This window comes from Pseudovibrio sp. POLY-S9 (genome assembly GCF_001431305.1).
In the GTDB taxonomy this organism is placed as follows: Bacteria; Pseudomonadota; Alphaproteobacteria; order Rhizobiales; family Stappiaceae; genus Pseudovibrio.
Map to the genome: position 1 here is coordinate 28,492 of NZ_LCWX01000260.1, position 18,806 is coordinate 47,297.

The 18,806-nt window shown below is 48.8% G+C and carries 14 protein-coding genes; 2 read left to right on the plus strand and 12 right to left on the minus strand.

The window, feature by feature from the left end:
* From PPL9_RS29140 to PPL9_RS29170, 7 genes are all read right to left on the minus strand, one after another.
* The coding region (locus PPL9_RS29140) for a fumarate hydratase (RefSeq protein WP_200962388.1) at positions 1–1,019 on the minus strand (1,019 nt) is incomplete at its 3' end.
* Between the two features lie 183 nt (positions 1,020–1,202).
* Positions 1,203–1,772 carry a YceI family protein gene (locus PPL9_RS29145; RefSeq protein WP_057465996.1) on the minus strand — a complete coding sequence of 190 codons (570 nt, stop codon included), beginning with the start codon at positions 1,770–1,772 and terminating at the stop codon, positions 1,203–1,205.
* A 21-nt stretch (positions 1,773–1,793) separates the two neighbouring features.
* Positions 1,794–2,363 (minus strand): cytochrome b, encoded by a 570-nt coding sequence (locus PPL9_RS29150; RefSeq protein WP_057465997.1) that lies wholly within the window; start codon positions 2,361–2,363, stop codon positions 1,794–1,796.
* Positions 2,364–2,462: 99 nt separating this feature from the next.
* A complete protein-coding gene (locus PPL9_RS29155; protein WP_057465998.1) occupies positions 2,463–3,041 on the minus strand; it encodes a YceI family protein in 579 nt (192 codons plus the stop codon).
* Positions 3,042–3,359: 318 nt separating this feature from the next.
* Positions 3,360–3,863, minus strand: a complete 504-nt coding sequence (locus PPL9_RS29160) for a class I SAM-dependent methyltransferase (protein ID WP_057465999.1) — start codon at positions 3,861–3,863, stop codon at positions 3,360–3,362.
* Positions 3,864–3,956: 93 nt separating this feature from the next.
* Entirely contained in the window at positions 3,957–4,505 is a 549-nt protein-coding gene (locus tag PPL9_RS29165) for a GNAT family N-acetyltransferase (RefSeq protein WP_057466000.1), read from the minus strand.
* Positions 4,506–4,575: 70 nt separating this feature from the next.
* Complete coding sequence (locus PPL9_RS29170; protein WP_057466001.1) at positions 4,576–6,051, minus strand: NAD-dependent succinate-semialdehyde dehydrogenase; 1,476 nt, start codon at positions 6,049–6,051, stop codon at positions 4,576–4,578.
* Between the two features lie 454 nt (positions 6,052–6,505).
* Here PPL9_RS29170 and PPL9_RS29175 point away from each other — a divergent pair, with 454 nt between their 5' ends.
* The gene (locus tag PPL9_RS29175; protein WP_057466002.1) at positions 6,506–7,522 is read left to right on the plus strand and encodes an Ldh family oxidoreductase; all 1,017 of its coding nucleotides are present in this window, start codon (positions 6,506–6,508) and stop codon (positions 7,520–7,522) included.
* Here PPL9_RS29175 and PPL9_RS29180 read toward each other — a convergent pair.
* The 3 genes from PPL9_RS29180 to PPL9_RS29190 form a co-directional block, all read right to left on the minus strand.
* A complete protein-coding gene (locus PPL9_RS29180) occupies positions 7,519–11,925 on the minus strand; it encodes a translocation/assembly module TamB domain-containing protein (protein WP_057466003.1) in 4,407 nt (1,468 codons plus the stop codon). The two genes, PPL9_RS29175 and PPL9_RS29180, sit on opposite strands and share 4 nt — an antisense overlap.
* A gap of 52 nt (positions 11,926–11,977) precedes the next feature.
* Positions 11,978–13,960 (minus strand): autotransporter assembly complex family protein, encoded by a 1,983-nt coding sequence (locus tag PPL9_RS29185; RefSeq protein ID WP_208988069.1) that lies wholly within the window; start codon positions 13,958–13,960, stop codon positions 11,978–11,980.
* Between the two features lie 232 nt (positions 13,961–14,192).
* On the minus strand, positions 14,193–15,509 hold the full coding sequence (locus tag PPL9_RS29190) for a UDP-glucose/GDP-mannose dehydrogenase family protein (RefSeq protein ID WP_057466004.1): 1,317 nt from the start codon (positions 15,507–15,509) through the stop codon (positions 14,193–14,195).
* A 755-nt stretch (positions 15,510–16,264) separates the two neighbouring features.
* Between PPL9_RS29190 and PPL9_RS29195 the strand changes: the two genes are divergently transcribed.
* Complete coding sequence (locus PPL9_RS29195; protein ID WP_057466177.1) at positions 16,265–16,939, plus strand: response regulator transcription factor; 675 nt, start codon at positions 16,265–16,267, stop codon at positions 16,937–16,939.
* Between the two features lie 60 nt (positions 16,940–16,999).
* On the opposite strand, the gene fliI is transcribed toward PPL9_RS29195, so the two are convergent.
* Together fliI and PPL9_RS33940 are read right to left on the minus strand one after the other, a co-directional pair.
* Positions 17,000–18,316 (minus strand): flagellar protein export ATPase FliI, encoded by a 1,317-nt coding sequence (gene fliI, locus PPL9_RS29200; protein ID WP_057466005.1) that lies wholly within the window; start codon positions 18,314–18,316, stop codon positions 17,000–17,002.
* A gap of 18 nt (positions 18,317–18,334) precedes the next feature.
* A partial coding sequence (locus tag PPL9_RS33940) for a hypothetical protein (protein WP_208989715.1) occupies positions 18,335–18,806 on the minus strand: 472 nt, incomplete at its 5' end.

Sequence of the window (18,806 nt, forward strand, 5' to 3'; positions counted from 1 at the left end):
TCCTCCAGAAAGATGCCTTCCTTGGTGATCTTGCCTGTCGCCTGACGGTCTGCTGAACAAGAGACGCCAATGCCGATTGGTAGGGATGCGCCATGGCGCGGCAGACGGATCACGCGCACGTCGTGGCAGAAGTATTTGCCACCAAACTGTGCGCCAACACCGCTGGACTGTGTCAGCTTGTGAATTTCAGCTTCCATTTCTAGATCACGGAATGCATGACCGCCTTCAGAACCTTCTGTCGGCAGCTCATCCAGGTAACGGGCAGAAGCCATTTTTACTGATTTCAGATTCAACTCTGCAGATGTGCCGCCAATGACGATTGCGAGGTGATATGGCGGGCATGCTGCAGTACCAAGAGTGAGAATTTTCTCCTTCAGGAACTCAATCATGCGATCTTTGGTCAGCAGGCTCGGAGTACCTTGGAACAAGAAGGTCTTATTTGCAGACCCACCGCCTTTTGCCATGAACAAGAACTTGTACGCGTCATCACCTTCAGCATAAAGCTCGATCTGAGCCGGCATATTGTTCTTGGTGTTCTTTTCTTCGAACATGGAAATCGGCGCCAGCTGGGAGTAGCGCAGGTTCTTTTTGAAGTAAGCATCACGTGCACCTTCACCAAGTGCTGCTTCGTCATGCCCGTTAGTCCAGACTTTGCGACCTTTTTTACCCATCACAATTGCAGTGCCAGTGTCCTGACACATTGGCAATACACCAGCAGCTGAAATATTCGCGTTCTTCATCAGGTCAAAAGCAACGAATTTATCGTTTGCAGTTGCTTCAGGGTCGTCGAGAATTTTACGGAGCTGCTCCAGATGGGAAGGACGCAGGAAATGGTTGATGTCTTTAAACGCTTCTTCGGCAAGTAAGCGAAGACCCTCTTGCTCCACCTTCAAGATTTTCTCACCGTCAAACTCAACTTCGCTCACGTATTCGGAGGTCAGTTTGCGATAAGGAGTTTTGTCTTTACCCAATGGAAAAAGAGAGGTGTGAACGTACTCGGGAGCAAGTGTTTCGGACATCTTGGCACTCTCTGGCTATTTTGGTGTACCGCTGTACACTGTTGAATTTGCTGAGCGCCGTTTTATAGAGAAAAAGCCGAGGGGCAAAGCCCCTCAGCCTTCAAAACTTGTCAAATTTGCTAGATTACGCCGAATTGACGAGAGACTTGGTGGAAAATGCAAGGCTCTCTTTGGCGCAATCCATCAACGAGTAGCATATAGGTCCAGTTTCACAGTGACCTTATTGCTGACAGTGCTGTCTGGCACGCCATCACCAATCTTGAAGTCACTGCGAGATAACGTTGCTTCACCAACCGCGTGAGCGGTTTTACCTTCAATGGTCAAAGTGAAGGGCAAGAAAATAGCAATCTTTGCACCTTTGAGTTCCAGCGTACCTGCAGCCTCATAGAGATCACCACCAGCAGGAACCACGTTATCTACGCGAAACACAGCATCAGGGAAGCTGGAGATATCCAGCCACTGTGGAGTTGTGATTGCACCTGCTGCCTGCGCATCTTCTGTTTTTACGCTTCCAGTGATGATTGTTGCCTGAATCTGGGCTTTGTCGAGTTCTTCTTTGTCGAAGATGATCTTAGCATTCCAGGTGGCAAAAGTGCCCGTAACGGTGTTTCCGTTATTGATGACCTCAAAGCCAAGCGTGCTCTTATTGCGATCCACTGACCATTCATTTGCAAAGGCAGATGAAGCTGCTCCTACCAAGATGAAGGTCAGAAATACGCCGGCTTTAAAGAACATATCGGTCAATCGTTTCATGGTTTTCTCCAGATCCTCAAATTAGGCTTTTGAGGACAACATACGCTGTAAGACTTTATCCTTGGATATGAAGTAGTGCTTAAGGGCAGCTCCAACATGTGCAAGGATCACTGCGATAAACGCATACGCAGCCCAGCCATGCACTGCGGTGAAGAACGCAGATACATCTGCTTTTTGCCCCAAAAACTCAGGCGTTGGTAGATGCGGAATCTGAAAGAGGTTAAAGAAAACTGTCGGCAGTCCAAGCGGGCTGGACGAAACCAGCAACCATCCTGTCAGCGGCATCAGCAACATCAGAGCATATAAGCTGATGTGACCCAAATGCGCAGCAAGCTTTTCCCAAACCGGCATTTCGGCAGGTAAATCAGGTGTGATACCAGTGATTTTCCAAAGGATGCGCAATGAGACCAATGCCAAGACAACAAAACCAATGGACTTGTGAAGCTGATAAAGAGAGTAAGTGGCAGGCTCGAAAATCGGCAGCGTGACCATATAAAGGCCAAATCCCAACATACCAATGATAAGCGTTGCTATGGTCCAGTGTAGTGCAATTGCCACGATGCCATAGGCTGATCGAGTGTTCCTGATCATGGAAAAGGCCTTTTGATCGAGGGAAGGGACATTGCTGCCCCTTCTCAAAGTTCGACCAGACCCGTCAGAGCGTTCTCAGCATCCGACAGGCCGGAAACATTACTTAACAGTCGCTTCGAAGCTGATGTTGATGTTCACTTCATCTGACACGTAAGGAACAGCCATCGCCATGCCAAAGTCAGAACGTTTGATCGTGGTAGTCGCATCCAGACCAACAGCTTGTTTCTTAGCCATTGGGTGCTCACCAAGCTGATTTACAACAACTTCAAGGACAGTTGGCTTGGTGATGCCACGGATGGTCAGATCACCAGTCACTTCCAGCTTCTTCTCACCAACCTGTTCAACCTTGGTGGACTTGAATGTTGCTGATGGGAACTTAGCAACATCAAACAAGTCAGCGCTCTTCAGGTGTGTGTCACGAGCTTCCCAGAATGTGTTGAGAGAGTTGACGTCAATTTCAACGTCCACCTTAGAATTCGCTGGGTTTGCTTCGTCAATGATCAAAGTAGGGGACCAAGTAGCAAAACGGCCATCAGTGGTGGAATAACCGAGGTGGTTGTAGTCAAAAGCGAGATTTGCATGGGACATATCAACGTCGTAAGCAACAGGTTCAGCAACCGCTGCTGTAGCGAGGAAAGAAGCTGCGACTGCGAGCATTCCAAAGCGAACTGATTTCATTGTAATCTCCAATTATGTTGAACTGTGAATTTCAATCTTGGGCATACAATTGGCAGATGTTCTGGGAATTGCAATTAAACGCATTGTTCATCCCAGGTGCACAATCACGAGGAAGTCAGCAGTATCTCCAATTTTTGCAAACATTGTTGCGGAAATGAGTTGTCACTGTGGCAATATAATGGAGATTGTAAAACCGGCTGATACAACTGCAAAAATATAAGGGTTTTACATCACACTTTCGTGTGTGATCTGTCAGTTAGAAACTCTAGTAATAAAAATGGGGAAGGGAGGCACACATATGTGCCTCCAATCGGGTGCCTATGGCTTGTAAGTAAAGAGGATGCCGTTTTTATCGCGTAGGAACTCAAACTTTTCCTTTTTCAGAGTGTCGCGCAGGTTCGGCAAAACGCTCTTTTCATCAGCGATAAGCATATAGCCACCAACACGAAGGTGACTGAGCATACGCTGCAGAAGTTTGACGCGCACATTGTTCGGCAACTCGTGGAAGAAACGGTCAGCAACAATTGCATCTAGATCTTGCGGGGGCGTGTAACCAAGTGCATCCACGTGAACAACCTCAATCGGCAGATTCTCCGTGTCTACTCGTTCCTGCAATTGGTCCAGACCTACTTTGGAGCTGTCGACAGCAATTACATTATAACCGCGCTTAGCAAGAAAGATCGCGTCGCGTCCTTGTCCTGCACCCAGATCGAGAATTGTGCCGCTGTCAAAGTCGAGGTTTGAGAACAGTGTTGTAAACTGCTTGGAGGTATGGCCGAAGTAACTTTCGTCCTTGGCGTAAATCTTATCGTATTTCTGCATAACTCAGCCTGAATGGATCATTAGCTAAAGGATATACAGGAACGCAGAAAATGAACAAGCCCAACCCGGCGGATACAGGTTGGGCTCTTTGGTTTAAGTAAAGCTTTGCTTCATGAAAAGGGTCGGTTGTCCGAGGTAAGACCCATCCGTGTACTTCTCAAAGCCAACACGCTTAGCAAGGCTGACACTGGCTGTGTTCTCTGGGGCAATAATGCAATGAACCTCAGGAAACAGTCTGGAACTGCGCAGCCAGGATAGGCTCAGCTCAACAGCCTCCCGAGCATAACCTTTGCCATGAAACTTAGGCGAGATCACCCAGCCAGCTTCTGCAAACCCATCAAGGCTCGGAGTGATGTCTCGCTTAAAGTCAGAAAAACCAACGTCGCCAATAAGCTCTCCGCTGTTTTTCTCAATCACAGCCCAATACCCAAAACCGGAGAGGCTCCAGTGCCCGGCATATTTGAGGATGCGCCCCCACGTATCCGTTGGGCTGGAAGGCTTCCCCGAAATATAGCGAACCACATCAGGATCCGCCCACAAGGCGCAGCATGCCTCAAAATCTGAAGTTTGGTGAGCCCGCATGATAATGCGCTCGCCGTTAAGTGTTGGAGCAGCCGTACAGCGTTCTTCTTCGATAATCACGAAAGCAGTCCTCAAAAAGAAAGAGCCGAAGCGATGAACACTCCGGCTCCCACAAAATTAATATTGAGCGTTAAAGGCCAAGCCCGCCAATGCAAGAGTACTTGATATTGATGTAGTCATCCACGCCGTATTTGGAGCCCTCGTTCCCCATTCCGCTTTCTTTATAACCGCCAAACGGAGCATATTCGGTCGTGATCACACCTTCATTCACGCCAACAAGACCATATTCCAATGCTTCCATTACACGGAAGGTCTGGCCCAAATCTTGAGTGTAAAAGTAACAAGCAAGGCCATACTCTGTGTCATTCGCCATTTTGACCACGTCATCTTCACTCTCAAACTTGAAGACAGGGGCAAATGGACCAAACGTCTCTTCCTTGGCAACCTTCATCTCTGGGGTCGCATTAAGCAGAAGTGTCGGTTCGAAGAACGTGCCACCCTGAGCATCTGGCTTGCCGCCTGTTACCACTGTACCGCCTTTAGAAACGGCATCAGCGATCAATTCTTCGACTTTCGCAACAGCATGCTCATCAATAAGAGGGCCTTGGTTGGTACCCGACTTCCGACCATCGCCAACGCGCAGCTGATCTTCAATGGCAGCCTTCAGCTTTGCTGAGAACTCGTCGTAAATTCCAGCCTGAGCGTAAATGCGGTTTGCGCAGACACAAGTCTGACCGGAATTTCTGAACTTGGATGCAATGGCACCTTCGACAGCCTTATCGAGATCAGCTGAATCAAACACGATAAACGGCGCATTGCCGCCAAGCTCCATAGAGACCTTTTTCATGTTGGCCAATGCTTTGGAGGCAAGCTGCTTACCCACTGGAGTAGATCCGGTAAAGGTGATCTTGCGGACCTTGTCGTTCTCACAAAGTTCGTCAGCAATCTGAGCAGCTGAACCGGTGATGATATTGATTACACCGGTTGGAATTCCAGCCTGCTCCGCAAGTTCACCCAGGATCAAGGCTGAATAAGGTGTTTGGCTTGCCGGTTTGGCCACAACAGTACAACCAGAACCAAGAGCTGCCGCCAGTTTGCGCCCCAGCATAGAGCTTGGGAAATTCCAGGGTGTAATGGCACCAACAACACCGATAGGCTCTTTGGTCACCATAATACGGCGGTCTTTCCAAGGGGACGGGATCACATCGCCATAAACCCGTTTACCTTCTTCTGCGAAGAAACGAATGTAGTTTGCTGTGATAGCAACTTCACCAGTCGATTCAGCCAGCGGCTTACCCATTTCAACAGTGAGTAGCTCAGCAAGGTCCTTCTGGTTTTCAGTGATCACATCTGCCCACCGCAGCATCAGATTGCAGCGCTCAACTGCTGTCATCTTAGCCCAGACAGCAAAAGCTGCATGGGCTGCATCGATTGCATCTGCAGTCTCAGGACGGCCAAAACGTGGAACACGCCCGATGATTTCGCCAGTGGCTGGATTGTTTACAGAGATGGAGTTGCCTTCATCTCCGCTGACCCATTTTCCTCCTATGAGACAAGCTTCACGTAGGAGCGGAATTTCTTTGGTTGCTGAGATTGTTGTACTCATGAGTATCTCCTGATGAAGTCATATCCCGCCAGGCAATTAAGGAGAGATAGAAGAACAAGACCTAACAATGGCTTTATCTGACCTACACATATAAGTGGTAGTTCTAGGAAAAACACCTAGTCCCCATAGGATTTACAAAGATTGATCCATTCTGCAATGCAAATCAGGGTGTGTAATGATTGTCTCTTTCTCAATGCAACACGAGTAGATCCAAAACTCATGCAGTTATAAGCCGTTACGGGGATGAAATGGAGATGGGCCGAGCGGAAAAATATGGAATAATGTCATTCCCGCAAACTTGCGGGTTCCTGTCCTGTTGAAATGTCATCTGCTCTGCTTAAATGAGCAAACCCAATCCGCATTTCTGTCTTTGCAAGAAACGCGCGCAATTGTGCTTATCTGCAAAATGTGTCAGGAGCGACGTGCTTAAGAACTCAAATAGCTAGGGTGTTCCATGTCAGACACGGTCAATCTCTCATTAGAAGAAGCACGCACACTTACTGAGGATGCTTTGTCTGCCAACAAAACAGATCCAGCAATTGCGAAGATCGTTGCAAAGGCTCTGGTGAACGCAGAGGCAGATGGCCAGGCAGGCCACGGCCTTTCCAGAATTCCGTCCTACACCGCCCAAACCAGAACCGGCAAGGTAGACGGCTTTGCCAAACCGGAAGCAGAGCTGATCACTCCGGTTGTGCAGCGGATTGATGCCAAATACGGATTTGCTTACCCAGCAATTGAAGTTGCGTTGCCATTTCTGAAAGACGCTTCCTCGCAAAATGGGCTGGCTTTGAGTGCGATCCGTCATTCTCACCACTTTGGGCAAGCGGGGGCCCACTGTGAGCGCTTGGCGCGTGATGGAATGGTTGCGTTCATTTTTGGCAATGGGCCTAAGGCAATTGCTGCCTATGGCGGCAAGAACCCTATGTTCGGGACCAATCCAATTGCATTTGCAGCTCCTAATGGAGATGGAGAACCACTTGTCATTGATCTTGCACTCTCACGTGTCGCTCGTGGAAAGATCATGGCAGCGCAGCGAACAGGCAAATCTATCCCGGAAGGTTGGTCACTGGACAAAGACGGGCAGCCAACCACCGATCCAGCGGCGGCGCTTGCAGGAACCATGATCCCTATCGGAGAGGCCAAAGGAGCGGCTTTGGCCATGATGATTGAGATCATGGCGGCAGGCTTATGTGGAGCTGCATTTGGTTTTGAGGCGTCCAGTTTGTTCTCAGGAGAGGGGGATGCCCCTGATCTTGGTCAGGTTATCTTGGCAATCAACGCTAATCTTGTCTCTGGCGGTTTGTTTGCTGAACGGATGGAAACGCTTGTTGCTGCGATTGAGGCAGAGGAGGGCGCACGTTTACCAGGAACATCTCGTCTTGCTGCCCGCGAAAAAGCAGATCAATACGGCATCAACCTGCCAATGCCAATTTACGACGAGGCCGTCCGCCTCGCTGGGCCGTCGACTTAGTCGTACTCACGCTCATAGTAGAAGCCGGCTTTTGCATCTCCATCGGAGCCGGCTTCACCACGAAGCTTCAGGAATTTCGTGACATCAATATCAACAGTGGCTGCATTGTCACCTGTTGTCGGCTCCTGTGTCACGCCCAGATAAATCCGCTCACTTATATAGCCACCAACGGCCAGTTCTGGATTTCCCGCTGCATCAAACTTGATATCGATATCGCTGACACCGAGTAGATTGCGGAGTGTGCCCAATGGCCCTTCGACGCCAGTGCCTCCGGTTAGCGTTGCGATCGCGCTTGCAAGGCTTGCCAGCTGAATTGGCGAAAGATCGTTGACAGACTCGCCAAACAACAGTTGCGCAAGGACTTCATCCTTTGGCAGGCTTGGGACTGAAGTGAAATCAATCACCGGCATATCAGCAGGTCCACTCACCAGAACAGTCACTTCCGTTGAGCCAGATGTTGTCGTTGCCGCAAAATCGAGTGTTGGTACAAGAGAACCACTAAACGTCACATTACCGCGGCTGAGTGTCAGGCGTTTTGACAGAATATCGATACGGCCACGCACCAGAGAAAAAGCGCCCACGGTTTTCACATTGTCGAGCTGGCCGCCAATGTTAAGTGATCCGCCAGCTTCAGCGTTGACGCCGCGCCCACGGATGAAGATTTTGCCAGGTGCTTCCACGTCAACATTCAAACTGGCTTTCGAGATCGGGCTCGGTTGCTCGTTTTTCTTGGCGTTTTCCCGCCCTTCATCTTGCGCAAGGATCTTCGCTTGATTGAGGATAGGCTTGGGCGCATTCAAATGCCGGACGATCACAGGATTGATACTGGAGTTAAAGGAGCTCGGTATTTCAATATCTGCCTGGTTAATGGTGACTTTGCCCGAAATTGCAGGAGGAGCGCCTGCATCGGCAAGAGAGCCCTGTAGTGCAAGATTAGCATCAATCAATGCACTAACAAATGTCCCGTCAACATAGCGGCCACCATCAATCGTGAGTTCTATTTGAGCAGGCAGTCCTGAACCAAGCCCAAGTTTGCCATCAAGTACCAACGTGCCACCGTTACTAAACTTGGCAGCAAATTTATTGATCGCAATCTCTTGCCGTGTGACCTTAATGTCACCTGAGTAGTCTGTCAGCGTCATGCCAGTTGAGAGCTGTGTGGTCTCAAGGTTCACAGGTTGGATATCAATGGCGATCTGAGGATCCTTGAGGGAGCCGGAAACTGACCCGCTGAGACGGAAGCCACCACTGCCACCCAAATTCTGTTCGATCAACTTGGCTCCCACCACATCAAGTGGAATATTGCCTGATGTGGTCAAAGACACTTCTTGACCATCTGCAAGCCCGATTGCCCCTGAAGCCTCAACGTTCAAGCCTGAACTGTTGGTGACGATGGTTTTCTGGTCAATTTTGTTGTCAGCAAATGAGCCGGTGCTCTCAATCTGAAGTGGGAGGATGCGGTTATCCTGAAGTGGCTTTACTGAAAATTGGCTCAATGCAAGCCGCCAGCTGACTTGAGGTGCGTCGTTCTTGCCAAAGGCGCGAACCGTCCCGTTGAGCGCACCATCCAAGGCAAGGCTTGGAACAAAGGCATTCGCTATGGAAAGTGGCAGCTGCTTCAGTTCGGCGTTGATGTCGAGCTGATTGCTGTTGCTCCCGTAAACATTTAAAGAGCCACTGCCAAGAGCCAGCTCAAAGGAGGACACAGTCCGTTTGTCTTCAAGTAGCGAAATCACTGCTGGCTGCTTGAGGTTTGTCTGGATCCCCTTGTAGCGGCCATTAAGAGAGTTCAGCGTAAGAATGATCCCATTGGGAACAGCTTGCACCAGCCCTATGCTTTGAAGTCGGTCGTTGTTTTCAGCAAATTCGGCATTAATGGAAAAGCCAGTTGCAACCTCTGCACTTGTCTTGCCTTCAACAGGCGTCGCATTCAATGTCAACGATCTCAGATTTACCCCTTCCACTTCAACCCCATCGAGCGCAATGTTCGCATTTGCAGCTGGGCGTGTGAAAGGTTTGTCTATCCAACCTTTGGCGACAAAGGACATGATGGAACTTTGCGCAAACCGAAGGTTTTGGCTGTTGAGATTAAATGTGATCTTGGCATCTCCGTTGTCCTGCTCAATATCGATTTGTCCATGAGCCTGACCTTCCATCTCGGTCAAAGCCAGTGATGACAAAGTGCTCAGATCATTGGCTTCAATGGTGAACTGCCCAACCAAACCTTGTGGTAGAAGCGCAAGATCAGCAGCATGTGCATTGCCACTGAGTTTGTTCCCGCCGAAATCAAAATCCAGCGTTGGAATAGACAGCTTGCCAGCCTCACTCTGCAGCTTGAATTTGCCAACAAGCTCTTCCCCTTTAAACTTGCCTGTGAGATTGATGTCCGCATTGGGGGCTGTTTCAGAAAGCGTCCCATCTGCTACAAGCTGCAACTTCTCTAAGGGAGTGCCATCCATCTCAATCCGGTCAGAGTGTATTTCAAGTGTCACTTCAGGTGCAGAAGCATTACCTGAAACCTTCCCGCTGGCAGTGAGGGCCCCACTTACACGGGGTTCCAGCAGATCGAGTTGATGCACTTGGGCAGAAAATGCACCATCCAGCTGACGATCCTGCAAACTGCCATGAGCTTCAATTTGTCCAAACACGTTCTCAAAGGAAAGGACTTCCAGTCGGCCATATGAAGCGAGCAGGTCGGTGCTATCAAGGGTTGCTGCAAGCTTGGCAGAAAACCTACCCGGGGAAGTGAGAATTCGGTCAATGCGCTCATTTTGCAGACTTATTCGGCTGCTGGTTCCCTTGAGATTGATCTCTCCAGATTGCTTTTGGAAATCCGCTAGCAAGGACAATTGAGCCTCAACAGAGCCGCTTACGTTTTGCTGCACAAATCTTGACAGAAGGCTAAGGTCAGATACAGAAAGATTGCCCTGTGCCTGTCCGTTGATCGGCGAGAGTTCTACCAGATTAAACCGCGCAGCCGCTCCATCACTCTCCAAGTGTAGCTCGCTTAGCTTTAGCTTTTCCTGATTTGGAAACACTGTACCTTTGAGCGAAATACTTACATTCTTGATGTTTTGGTCTTGAGAAGCTCCAGCAAGATGGATGCCACTAACTTGGAGAAGCGCTTCAAGCGGGATGGACATCATCTGCGCGGAAATGTTTGCACCATCACCCTTTGCAGAAAGGCTTAGCGCCCCCAGATCCGCTTCTTGTGTTTTAATCTTATCTGCTTGAACAGAGAAGCCCCAATTCAGGCTCTCAAGCGGTCCTGAAGCCGATGCAGTCACAGACAAAGTATCCAGTTGAACGGTCTGCTCACCAGTCTTGATGAGAAGTGGTTTAGTGTTGCTCTCAAGTGTCTGGATTTGGACCTTCGCTATCAAAGAGTTCTTGTCAGTTGCGTATGTGTTCTCCAAATGCGCTAAGATCGCACCGGTTGAAAGCTTTCCGGTTGCTGAAAGCGGCAGATAATCTTCATTGAGTGTCGCGTTTGCAAACCACGTGGTCTGCCCCGCAAACAGGCTGGAGATAGAAGAGGGAAGAAACTGCTCGAGTTCCCCCGATAAATGTGTAGTTAGTGACTTCTGCGTTCTATTTTGCGCAAGAGTAATCTCACCATCAATGGCTCGAACCCTATTCAGATCTACTTGTAATGAAGATGACCAGTTTGTTAGCGGGCCACCACCTTCCATACGTAGCGCAAAACTAGGCGCATCCGGAAGGTCAAGAAGATTGGCAGCCAGCCCATTAGCTGCTTCAGAGACCATGCCACGGAAATTGACTACGCCATCTGCCGGATCAAAATCGACGTCAATGCTCGCTGTGCCCTGAACGTCGCCAGTGCGTGTAATGTTGAGCTTGCCGGCAATTTTGTCGGGAGAACCCGCATAAGTCGCAGTGCCCGTGATCTCGAACTGTGCAGGCATACCGGCAATAGGAGCGGGGAGGGCAAGTTCTTTGACATTGAGGCTTTGGAGATCAATGGTGTTGAAAGGCAGGGTAATGCCTGTTTCTCCAGCAGGGGCGGGTTCAGAACCCGGACTTTCTGCAGCTTCTGGCAATCGTGCTAATGCAATCCGTTGTGCTGCGACTTCGTGAATATCAAGTGCGCCGAAAAGAAGCGAAAGCGGTGACCATCGAACTGAAGCACTGTGAATTTCAAGCCATGTGCCCTTCGCATCGGAAAGATAGACCCCATCTGCAAACAGATTGCCGGAAGCGGTCAGGCGAGGTTGATCAATCCTCACATCTGGCAAAAAAGAGCTCAAAGTTGATCCGAGGAATTGGCGACCTGCCTGGAAACTAGTTGTCACCACAAGTCCGGCATAAACCACAAGTACCAGCGCGAGAAGAAGGGCTAGTATTTTGCCAAGGGTCATTGTGATACGTCGGACCAGTTGCATTCGCTCTTTGATCTTTCTCTTGTTAACGCTTGCCTTCTGTAGGCGGTGCTGATTAGAAGGACTGGCTTAAACCAATATAGACTGCAAACGGCGGATCATTGCGCTCAGGTTCAAGTGGGACACCAACATCAAGCCGCAAAGGGCCAACAGGTGTGAAATAGCGCACCCCTCCGCCAACACCTACGCTGAAGGGCTCATCGAAGTTTGGAAACTGGGTCAAATATGCAGCACCTGCATCTACAAATCCGACAAGACCAATGTTTTCAGTAATTCTTGTTCTGACTTCACCATTAAACAGCATGAAACTGCGCCCACCCGTAACTTCGTCATCCAGGCGCGGCCCCACGTTTTTGTAAGCATACCCTCGGATTGATCCACCACCTCCAAGGAAGAACCTCCGTGCAGCGGGGACATCCTGAACTGACGGGGCGATAATTGCACCGGCTGATACGCGGCCAGCTAAAACAACACGGTCCGTACCTACAATCGGCAGGTAACTGGCAATCGAGCCTTGAGAATACAGGTTTTCGGTATCACCAAGCACGTCATAGGCTGGTTCAAAGAATAATTTGGCTTCAATACCATTGGTCGGGTTCAAAGCGTCATTGCGTGTATCGTAAGTCAGGTCTGCAGGAATTCCCAATAGGAAGTAATCATTCTGGCCGAAAACGTCCCGTTCATTGGCAAAATAGACTTCTGCACCAATTCGGCCGCTCAAAGCCTCTGTAAAATCGCGGGATAGATAAGCATCGTATGTAAATGACGTGCTGCGATAGTTATCTGGGTTTTCCTGAACGGCAGCAACGCTGGTTGAAAAAGCGGTCAACGGCCCAATCGCACCAGGTTTTTCAAAGGTGACGCGGGCGGCATACTCAATCTGCTCGTTATTTACGGCAAGAAGCTGGCCGACTGCGCCGGTTACTGAAAGTCGCTCCGCTTTTCCAAACAGATTGCGGTGTCGCCAGTATCCATCAAAACCAACGCCTTCATTACTGGAGTAATTGGCACCAATTCCAAAAACTTTCCGTGGGCGTTCTGCCACAACAATTGTCAGAGGCAGTTCACCGTTCGCATCAAGCTGGTCATCAGGTTCAAAGCGAATGCTGGAAAAGACTTCCAGATCCCTCAATCTGCTCTGTGCGTGAGAGATGACTTTGGCATCCCACTGTGCACCGCGAGGAAGGTTTGCGTAACTGCGAACAAACTCAGGATCCATCTTGACTGTGCCGGAAACAGAAACCGGACCAAACCGCGCATATGGTCCACTGACAACATCCAGTTTAACTTTGAGCGTCTGACTGGCGTGATTGGCCAGTAATTGACGGTTCCCCACCTTTGCAAATGGATATCCTTCATCCTTAAGGAACTTAATGGCCAGCTTTTCTGCTTCCAGCACCCTAGCTGAAAGTGCTGGCATTCCTTCGACAAGGCCGAGTGACTGCGCGTTGGGCAGGTCAAGTCCATTCTCTGTTGCCGAGCCTTTATAATTTACATCTGCGTTGCCAAAGTGAAACTGAACACCTCTGTTAATCTCCACGAGAATAGGAATAGGGCGCTCTGTAATTTTCTCAGGATGAAGGATGGCTTGATTAAGTGGTGATCCTGCTACGGTGATTTGAACCAGAGCACCATAATATCCATCTTCATAAAGCTTACCAATCAGACGTTCAAAGTCCTGAGTTGCGCGGGCGAGAACGCCACTGGCGCCAGACGGAAGCTTCTTGACGTCCTGAACCAGAAGACTGACGGACTGTAGCTCTTCCTCAAGTTCACTAGGCTGGTCTGCATGTTCCCCAACAACACGGAACTCAACGGTGTAAGGTGTCGGGTCTGGCACACCAGCTAAGCTATCTTCATCACTCTCGGTTTTTTCACCCCAGAGATGGTATCCGAAAAGTTCAAAGGCATAGGCTTGCGAAAAGGTGCTGAATGAAAGGCACAAGCAAACAAGCAAAGCAACAGCGCGAGGAATTTTGACGTTCCATGGCCAACCAGAGGCTATACGCTCTCGTCTGTTTTTATGCTTGTAAAGCAACTAGGATAGGCTCCAACAATCTTCCAAAATGCAGATTGTTCTCAGCTCATAAAGCTCTTGGGATTAGCCCTGAGAGAATCTGCTCACGCGATAATTAAAATTCGCATGATTGGTGTGTTGAAAGCAAACCGCAATTGTCACCTCTTTGGTAAGAGCACTTAAAAATTGGGCATGGATTGTGGGAGGCGAGAAAAGTCCCGGCAAAATGCATAATTCGCCGGGACCTTATTGTTTAGATTTCTTCGTCAGGACGTCCAATACAGGTGTAAGAGAAGCCGTGTTTTGCAACTTCGTCTTTGCCGTAGATGTTTCTGAGATCCACGAGCACTGGAGTCGCCATCTCGTCTTTAAGGCGGCTGAAGTCGAGAACGCGGAACGCATCCCACTCGGTTACAATAACCAGAGCGTGTGCGCCCTTTGCAATCTCGTAGGCGTTACTTCCGAATGTAACATCCTCTAAAAGCTCTACAGCTGAATCCATACCTTCAGGATCATAAGCGTGAATGTCAGCACCTTTGTCTTGAAGCGCCTGAATAATGGAAAGGGCAGGGCTGTCGCGCATATCGTCTGTGTTTGGCTTAAAGGTCAGGCCAAGCACTGCGATTTTCTTGCCGCGAACATCCCCACCAATAGCCGTTGCCACTTTCTTGGACATAGAACGTTTGCGCTGATCGTTGATTGAACATGTAGTTTCAATCAGGCGAACAGGGCTGGAGTGGTCCTGCGCAGTCTTAACAAGCGCAAGTGTATCTTTCGGGAAGCAAGAACCGCCATAACCGGGACCAGCATTCAGGAACTTGCCACCAATACGATTATCAAGACCGATGCCTCGGGCAACATCCTGAACGTCTGCTCCAACTGCTTCACTTAGATCAGCAAGTTCGTTGATGAACGTGATCTTCATGGCAAGGAAGGCATTGCCGGCATACTTGATCAGCTCAGAGGTGCGACGGCTCGTGAACAGGATTGGAGAGTGGTTGAGATACAAAGGACGGTAGACTTCGGTCATGACCGACTTCGCACGCTCATGAGAAAGGCCAACAACAATACGATCAGGACGTTTGAAGTCATTAATCGCTGCACCTTCGCGCAAGAACTCTGGGTTCGAAACAACCTCAAAATCCGCATTTGGATTTGCTTCGCGAATAATGCGCTCGACTTCATCTCCCGTACCAACCGGAACAGTCGATTTAGTGACAACGACTGTAAAGCCATTAAGGGACGTTGCGATCTCTTCAGCCGCTGCATAAACGTAGCTAAGGTCGGCGTGCCCGTCTCCGCGGCGGGAAGGGGTGCCGACTGCGATGAAGATGACGTCGGCTTTACGAACTGCGTCAGGTAACTCGGTTGTAAAGCTCAAACGGCCAGCTTTCACATTGCTGGCAACCAATTCTTCCAGGCCCGGCTCGTAAATTGGGATCTGTCCGTTCTTCAGCTTTTCAATCTTGTCTTCTGCTTTATCAACGCAGATGACCTCATGACCAAAATCAGCAAAACACGTGCCTGAAACCAACCCGACGTAGCCGCAGCCTATTACTGTAATTAACATTGTGTCTCCTGCACGAGCCGATCTTTTCTGGATGTGCAAATAGGTTTGTTTAAGTTGAAACGCAATAGTACATAACCTGAGATGAAACACATCCCACAGTTAGGTATATCCCCCTGATAACGTGGTATCCTTGCCTGAAAAAAGACACGCATTGTGGTAAAATTGTAGTCGAATTGTGACGAGTATTTGAGAGTATAGCTCTGTTATTTATCTAAAGTTCTAGGAGAATACATTTCTTTTCTAAGTAGGAAAATGCTGCCTACTAAGAATTGGATGGTTAATGTGCTAATTTAGATAAAATTACATGAGATATACAATTGTAAGAATAAGTAGAAGTACGCCCGTTTTTCTCCGGCTTTAATGCTTCTTTTTGATTCTACTCCTTGTGCCAATAGTAGCTAACTTAAAATTGCTAATAGTTTATCCCAAGGATTTTTCCCGTATGACGCGAACTCAAATATGGAGAGGATGTGGCAAAAATATGCCTTTGAATTTTTGTCCTACAAAAAATAAGGGTATGAGAAATAAAGATTGAAATTCGAAAGATTCCGAAAAATGGCGGAAACCGGTACCTATGTTTTGTATTAAGTTAAAATTGTAAGTAAAATTTATTCTTATTTTCTATTATAATTACTATAGTTTCTTGTGAGGTTTTACTTGGTGCTGAAGGTAAAAATTCTTCAAGAGAAATTGACAGAATGTGTTTCACTGATTTACCAGCGATATATTCATTTGGGAATGAATGGGTTGGGGTTATGTATTTAATTGTTGATGAGCAACAGCTTGTGACCGATGGGTATGCATCTGGATTTGAGCGAGAAGGTATTTCGACAAGTGGCTTTAGTCCGGATGACTTTCGGGATTGGTTAAATACTGCACCTGATACCGAGTTCGAGGCCGTCGAAGCTATTTTGATTGGTGAGATAGGGGAGCGTGAAAAGTTCCCGCAGATTATCCGCCGTAGGTGCTCTCAAAAACCGGTATTGGTTCTAAATAGCAGTCCGGTTTTGGAACAGACACTGAAGTTGTTTGCTGCTGGTGTAGATGACGTTGTCCGTAAGCCGGTGCATCCGCAAGAGATACTTGCGCGTGTCAACGCAATCAAGCGTCGGACAACGAACCAAAGCATTAATGTCGAGCTAGGTGATCTTACCGTATACTTTGATGGACGGGATCCTGAAATCAAAGGGAAGACACTGGCATTACCACGCCGAGAGCGTCGTATTCTTGAGTATCTTGCTCAGAATAACGGACGGCGACTGACGAAAACTCAGATTTACAACTTTGTCTATGGCATCTTTGAAAGTGAAGTAGACGAAAATGTAATCGAAAGTCACATCAGTAAGCTAAGAAAGAAACTACGTACACAGATGGGGTATGATCCCATCGATTCAAAGCGTTATCTCGGCTATATAATTAATTCTCTGTAACAACAAAAAAGGCTGCTTGAGCAGCCTTTTTTGTTGTTTAGGTCGCGTATCTTTTTTCTTTTACAGAAGCTGAGCCAGCTCAGTAAAGGCATCCTGGCTTGAGGGAGCGTCCAAGCCCTGTACAAGCGCATTGTAGACCTTCGGGGCAACCTCAATGGCTTGGTCGAGCAAGGGGTCTACACCCTCTTTGTAGCCACCCATCATGCGTAGATCTTTGGTATCTTCAAACTTCGCAATCATTGCCTTTAGTTTCAGGATGAGCTCACGTTCTTGAGGGGACCAGCAGCTCTGTGCAAGTCGCGAGATGGAGCCAAGGACGTTGACGGCAGGATACCGGCCTTCCTCAGCAATATGCCGATCTAGAACGACATGCCCATCCAGTAGGCCTCTGATGTTGTCTGCGACAGGGTCATTGTGGTCATCACCATCAACCAGCACGGAAAAGATGGCGGTCATCATGCCGCTTCCTTCAATGCCAGGGCCAGCACGTTCTAGCAGGAGGGGGAGTTCCGAGAATACGCTTGGCGGATAGCCGCGAGAAAGAGCAGGCTCTCCAGCTGCCAATGCAACGTCACGTAGGGCGTGTGCGTAGCGAGTGACGCTATCAACGATCAATAAAACAGATTGTCCTTGATCTCTGAAGTGCTCGGCCACCGTCATTGCTGTTTTAGGAGCAAGCCGTCGCATCATGGGGCTTTCATCGCCTGTAGCGACCACGACCACTGATTTGGAGAGTTGGTCACCAAGTGTTTCTTCGACGAACTCACGAACTTCACGGCCACGTTCGCCGATAAGCCCGATAACGACAGTGTCGAAAGAGTTACTTCGTGCGATCATGGAGAGCAGCGTTGATTTACCTACGCCAGATCCGGCAAAAATGCCCAAGCGTTGACCATGGCAAATCGGTGTAAAGAGGTCGAGCACCCGTACCCCAGTCAAGGCAGCGTCTTTAACACGCGCACGGTGAACTGGCGGAGGGGGGAGGGTATTAAATGAAGCCAGTGACGGTCCTTCAGTCATTGGAACAAGGCCATCGATCGGTTGCCCAAACGCATTGATGATGCGCCCGCGCCAGTTGTTGTCCGGATAAAAGCTAAGTTCGCCGCAACGCTTCACTTTGATCCCAAGACCAAGGTCAGATCTGGAGGCATAGGGCTTCACAAGCACGCTGTCAGGTTCAATTCGGATAACTTCTCCAAATTCTTCACCGTTATTGCTCATGTAGGAGACCTGGTCTCCCAAGTTAACGCCACCTGAAAGGCCCTTAACTCTAAGATGATTAGGGGTAACCTCACAGAGGGTTCCACTTATCTCAATGTTCCATGAGCTTGATGGAATTTGAGCGGTAAGTTCCTGAATGCGCGCAAGGGCGGTCATAAACAACCTTTTGAAGTATTAACTTTGTGCAATTGTATTGCGATGCCGCTCTTGTAGCTGCTTGAGCAAATCATCTGGCAGCAAGTTCCGAGCATCCTGTGACAGCTTATCAACTGTTGGAAGTGTTGATGTTTCCAAGTCAGAAGAAGTTTTTTCCTCGTTCTCCGAGCTACCAGCCAGAGCTTCAATCAGCTTGTCCTCATTTCCCATAGAAATGGCTTCGGCAGAAGCGATATTTCCGAAAAGTGGTGGGATTTCTTTGGACTGGACAGGTAGGATTGGCGTTCCTCTTTGCAGTGAGGACACCATATCTGAAGCGGGTGCAGGTACTGGTGGACTTGCCTGTATTTTTTTCTCAATAGTGCTGAGAGCTGTTGCCTTGTCTGTGGCCGCGTTCTCCGCGTCCAGCACACCAGAAAGCTTCATTTCTGCAAGGTTTCCAACGACGAGGCCCGCCATTCCCAGAGGGCCAGCAATCATCCCATACAAT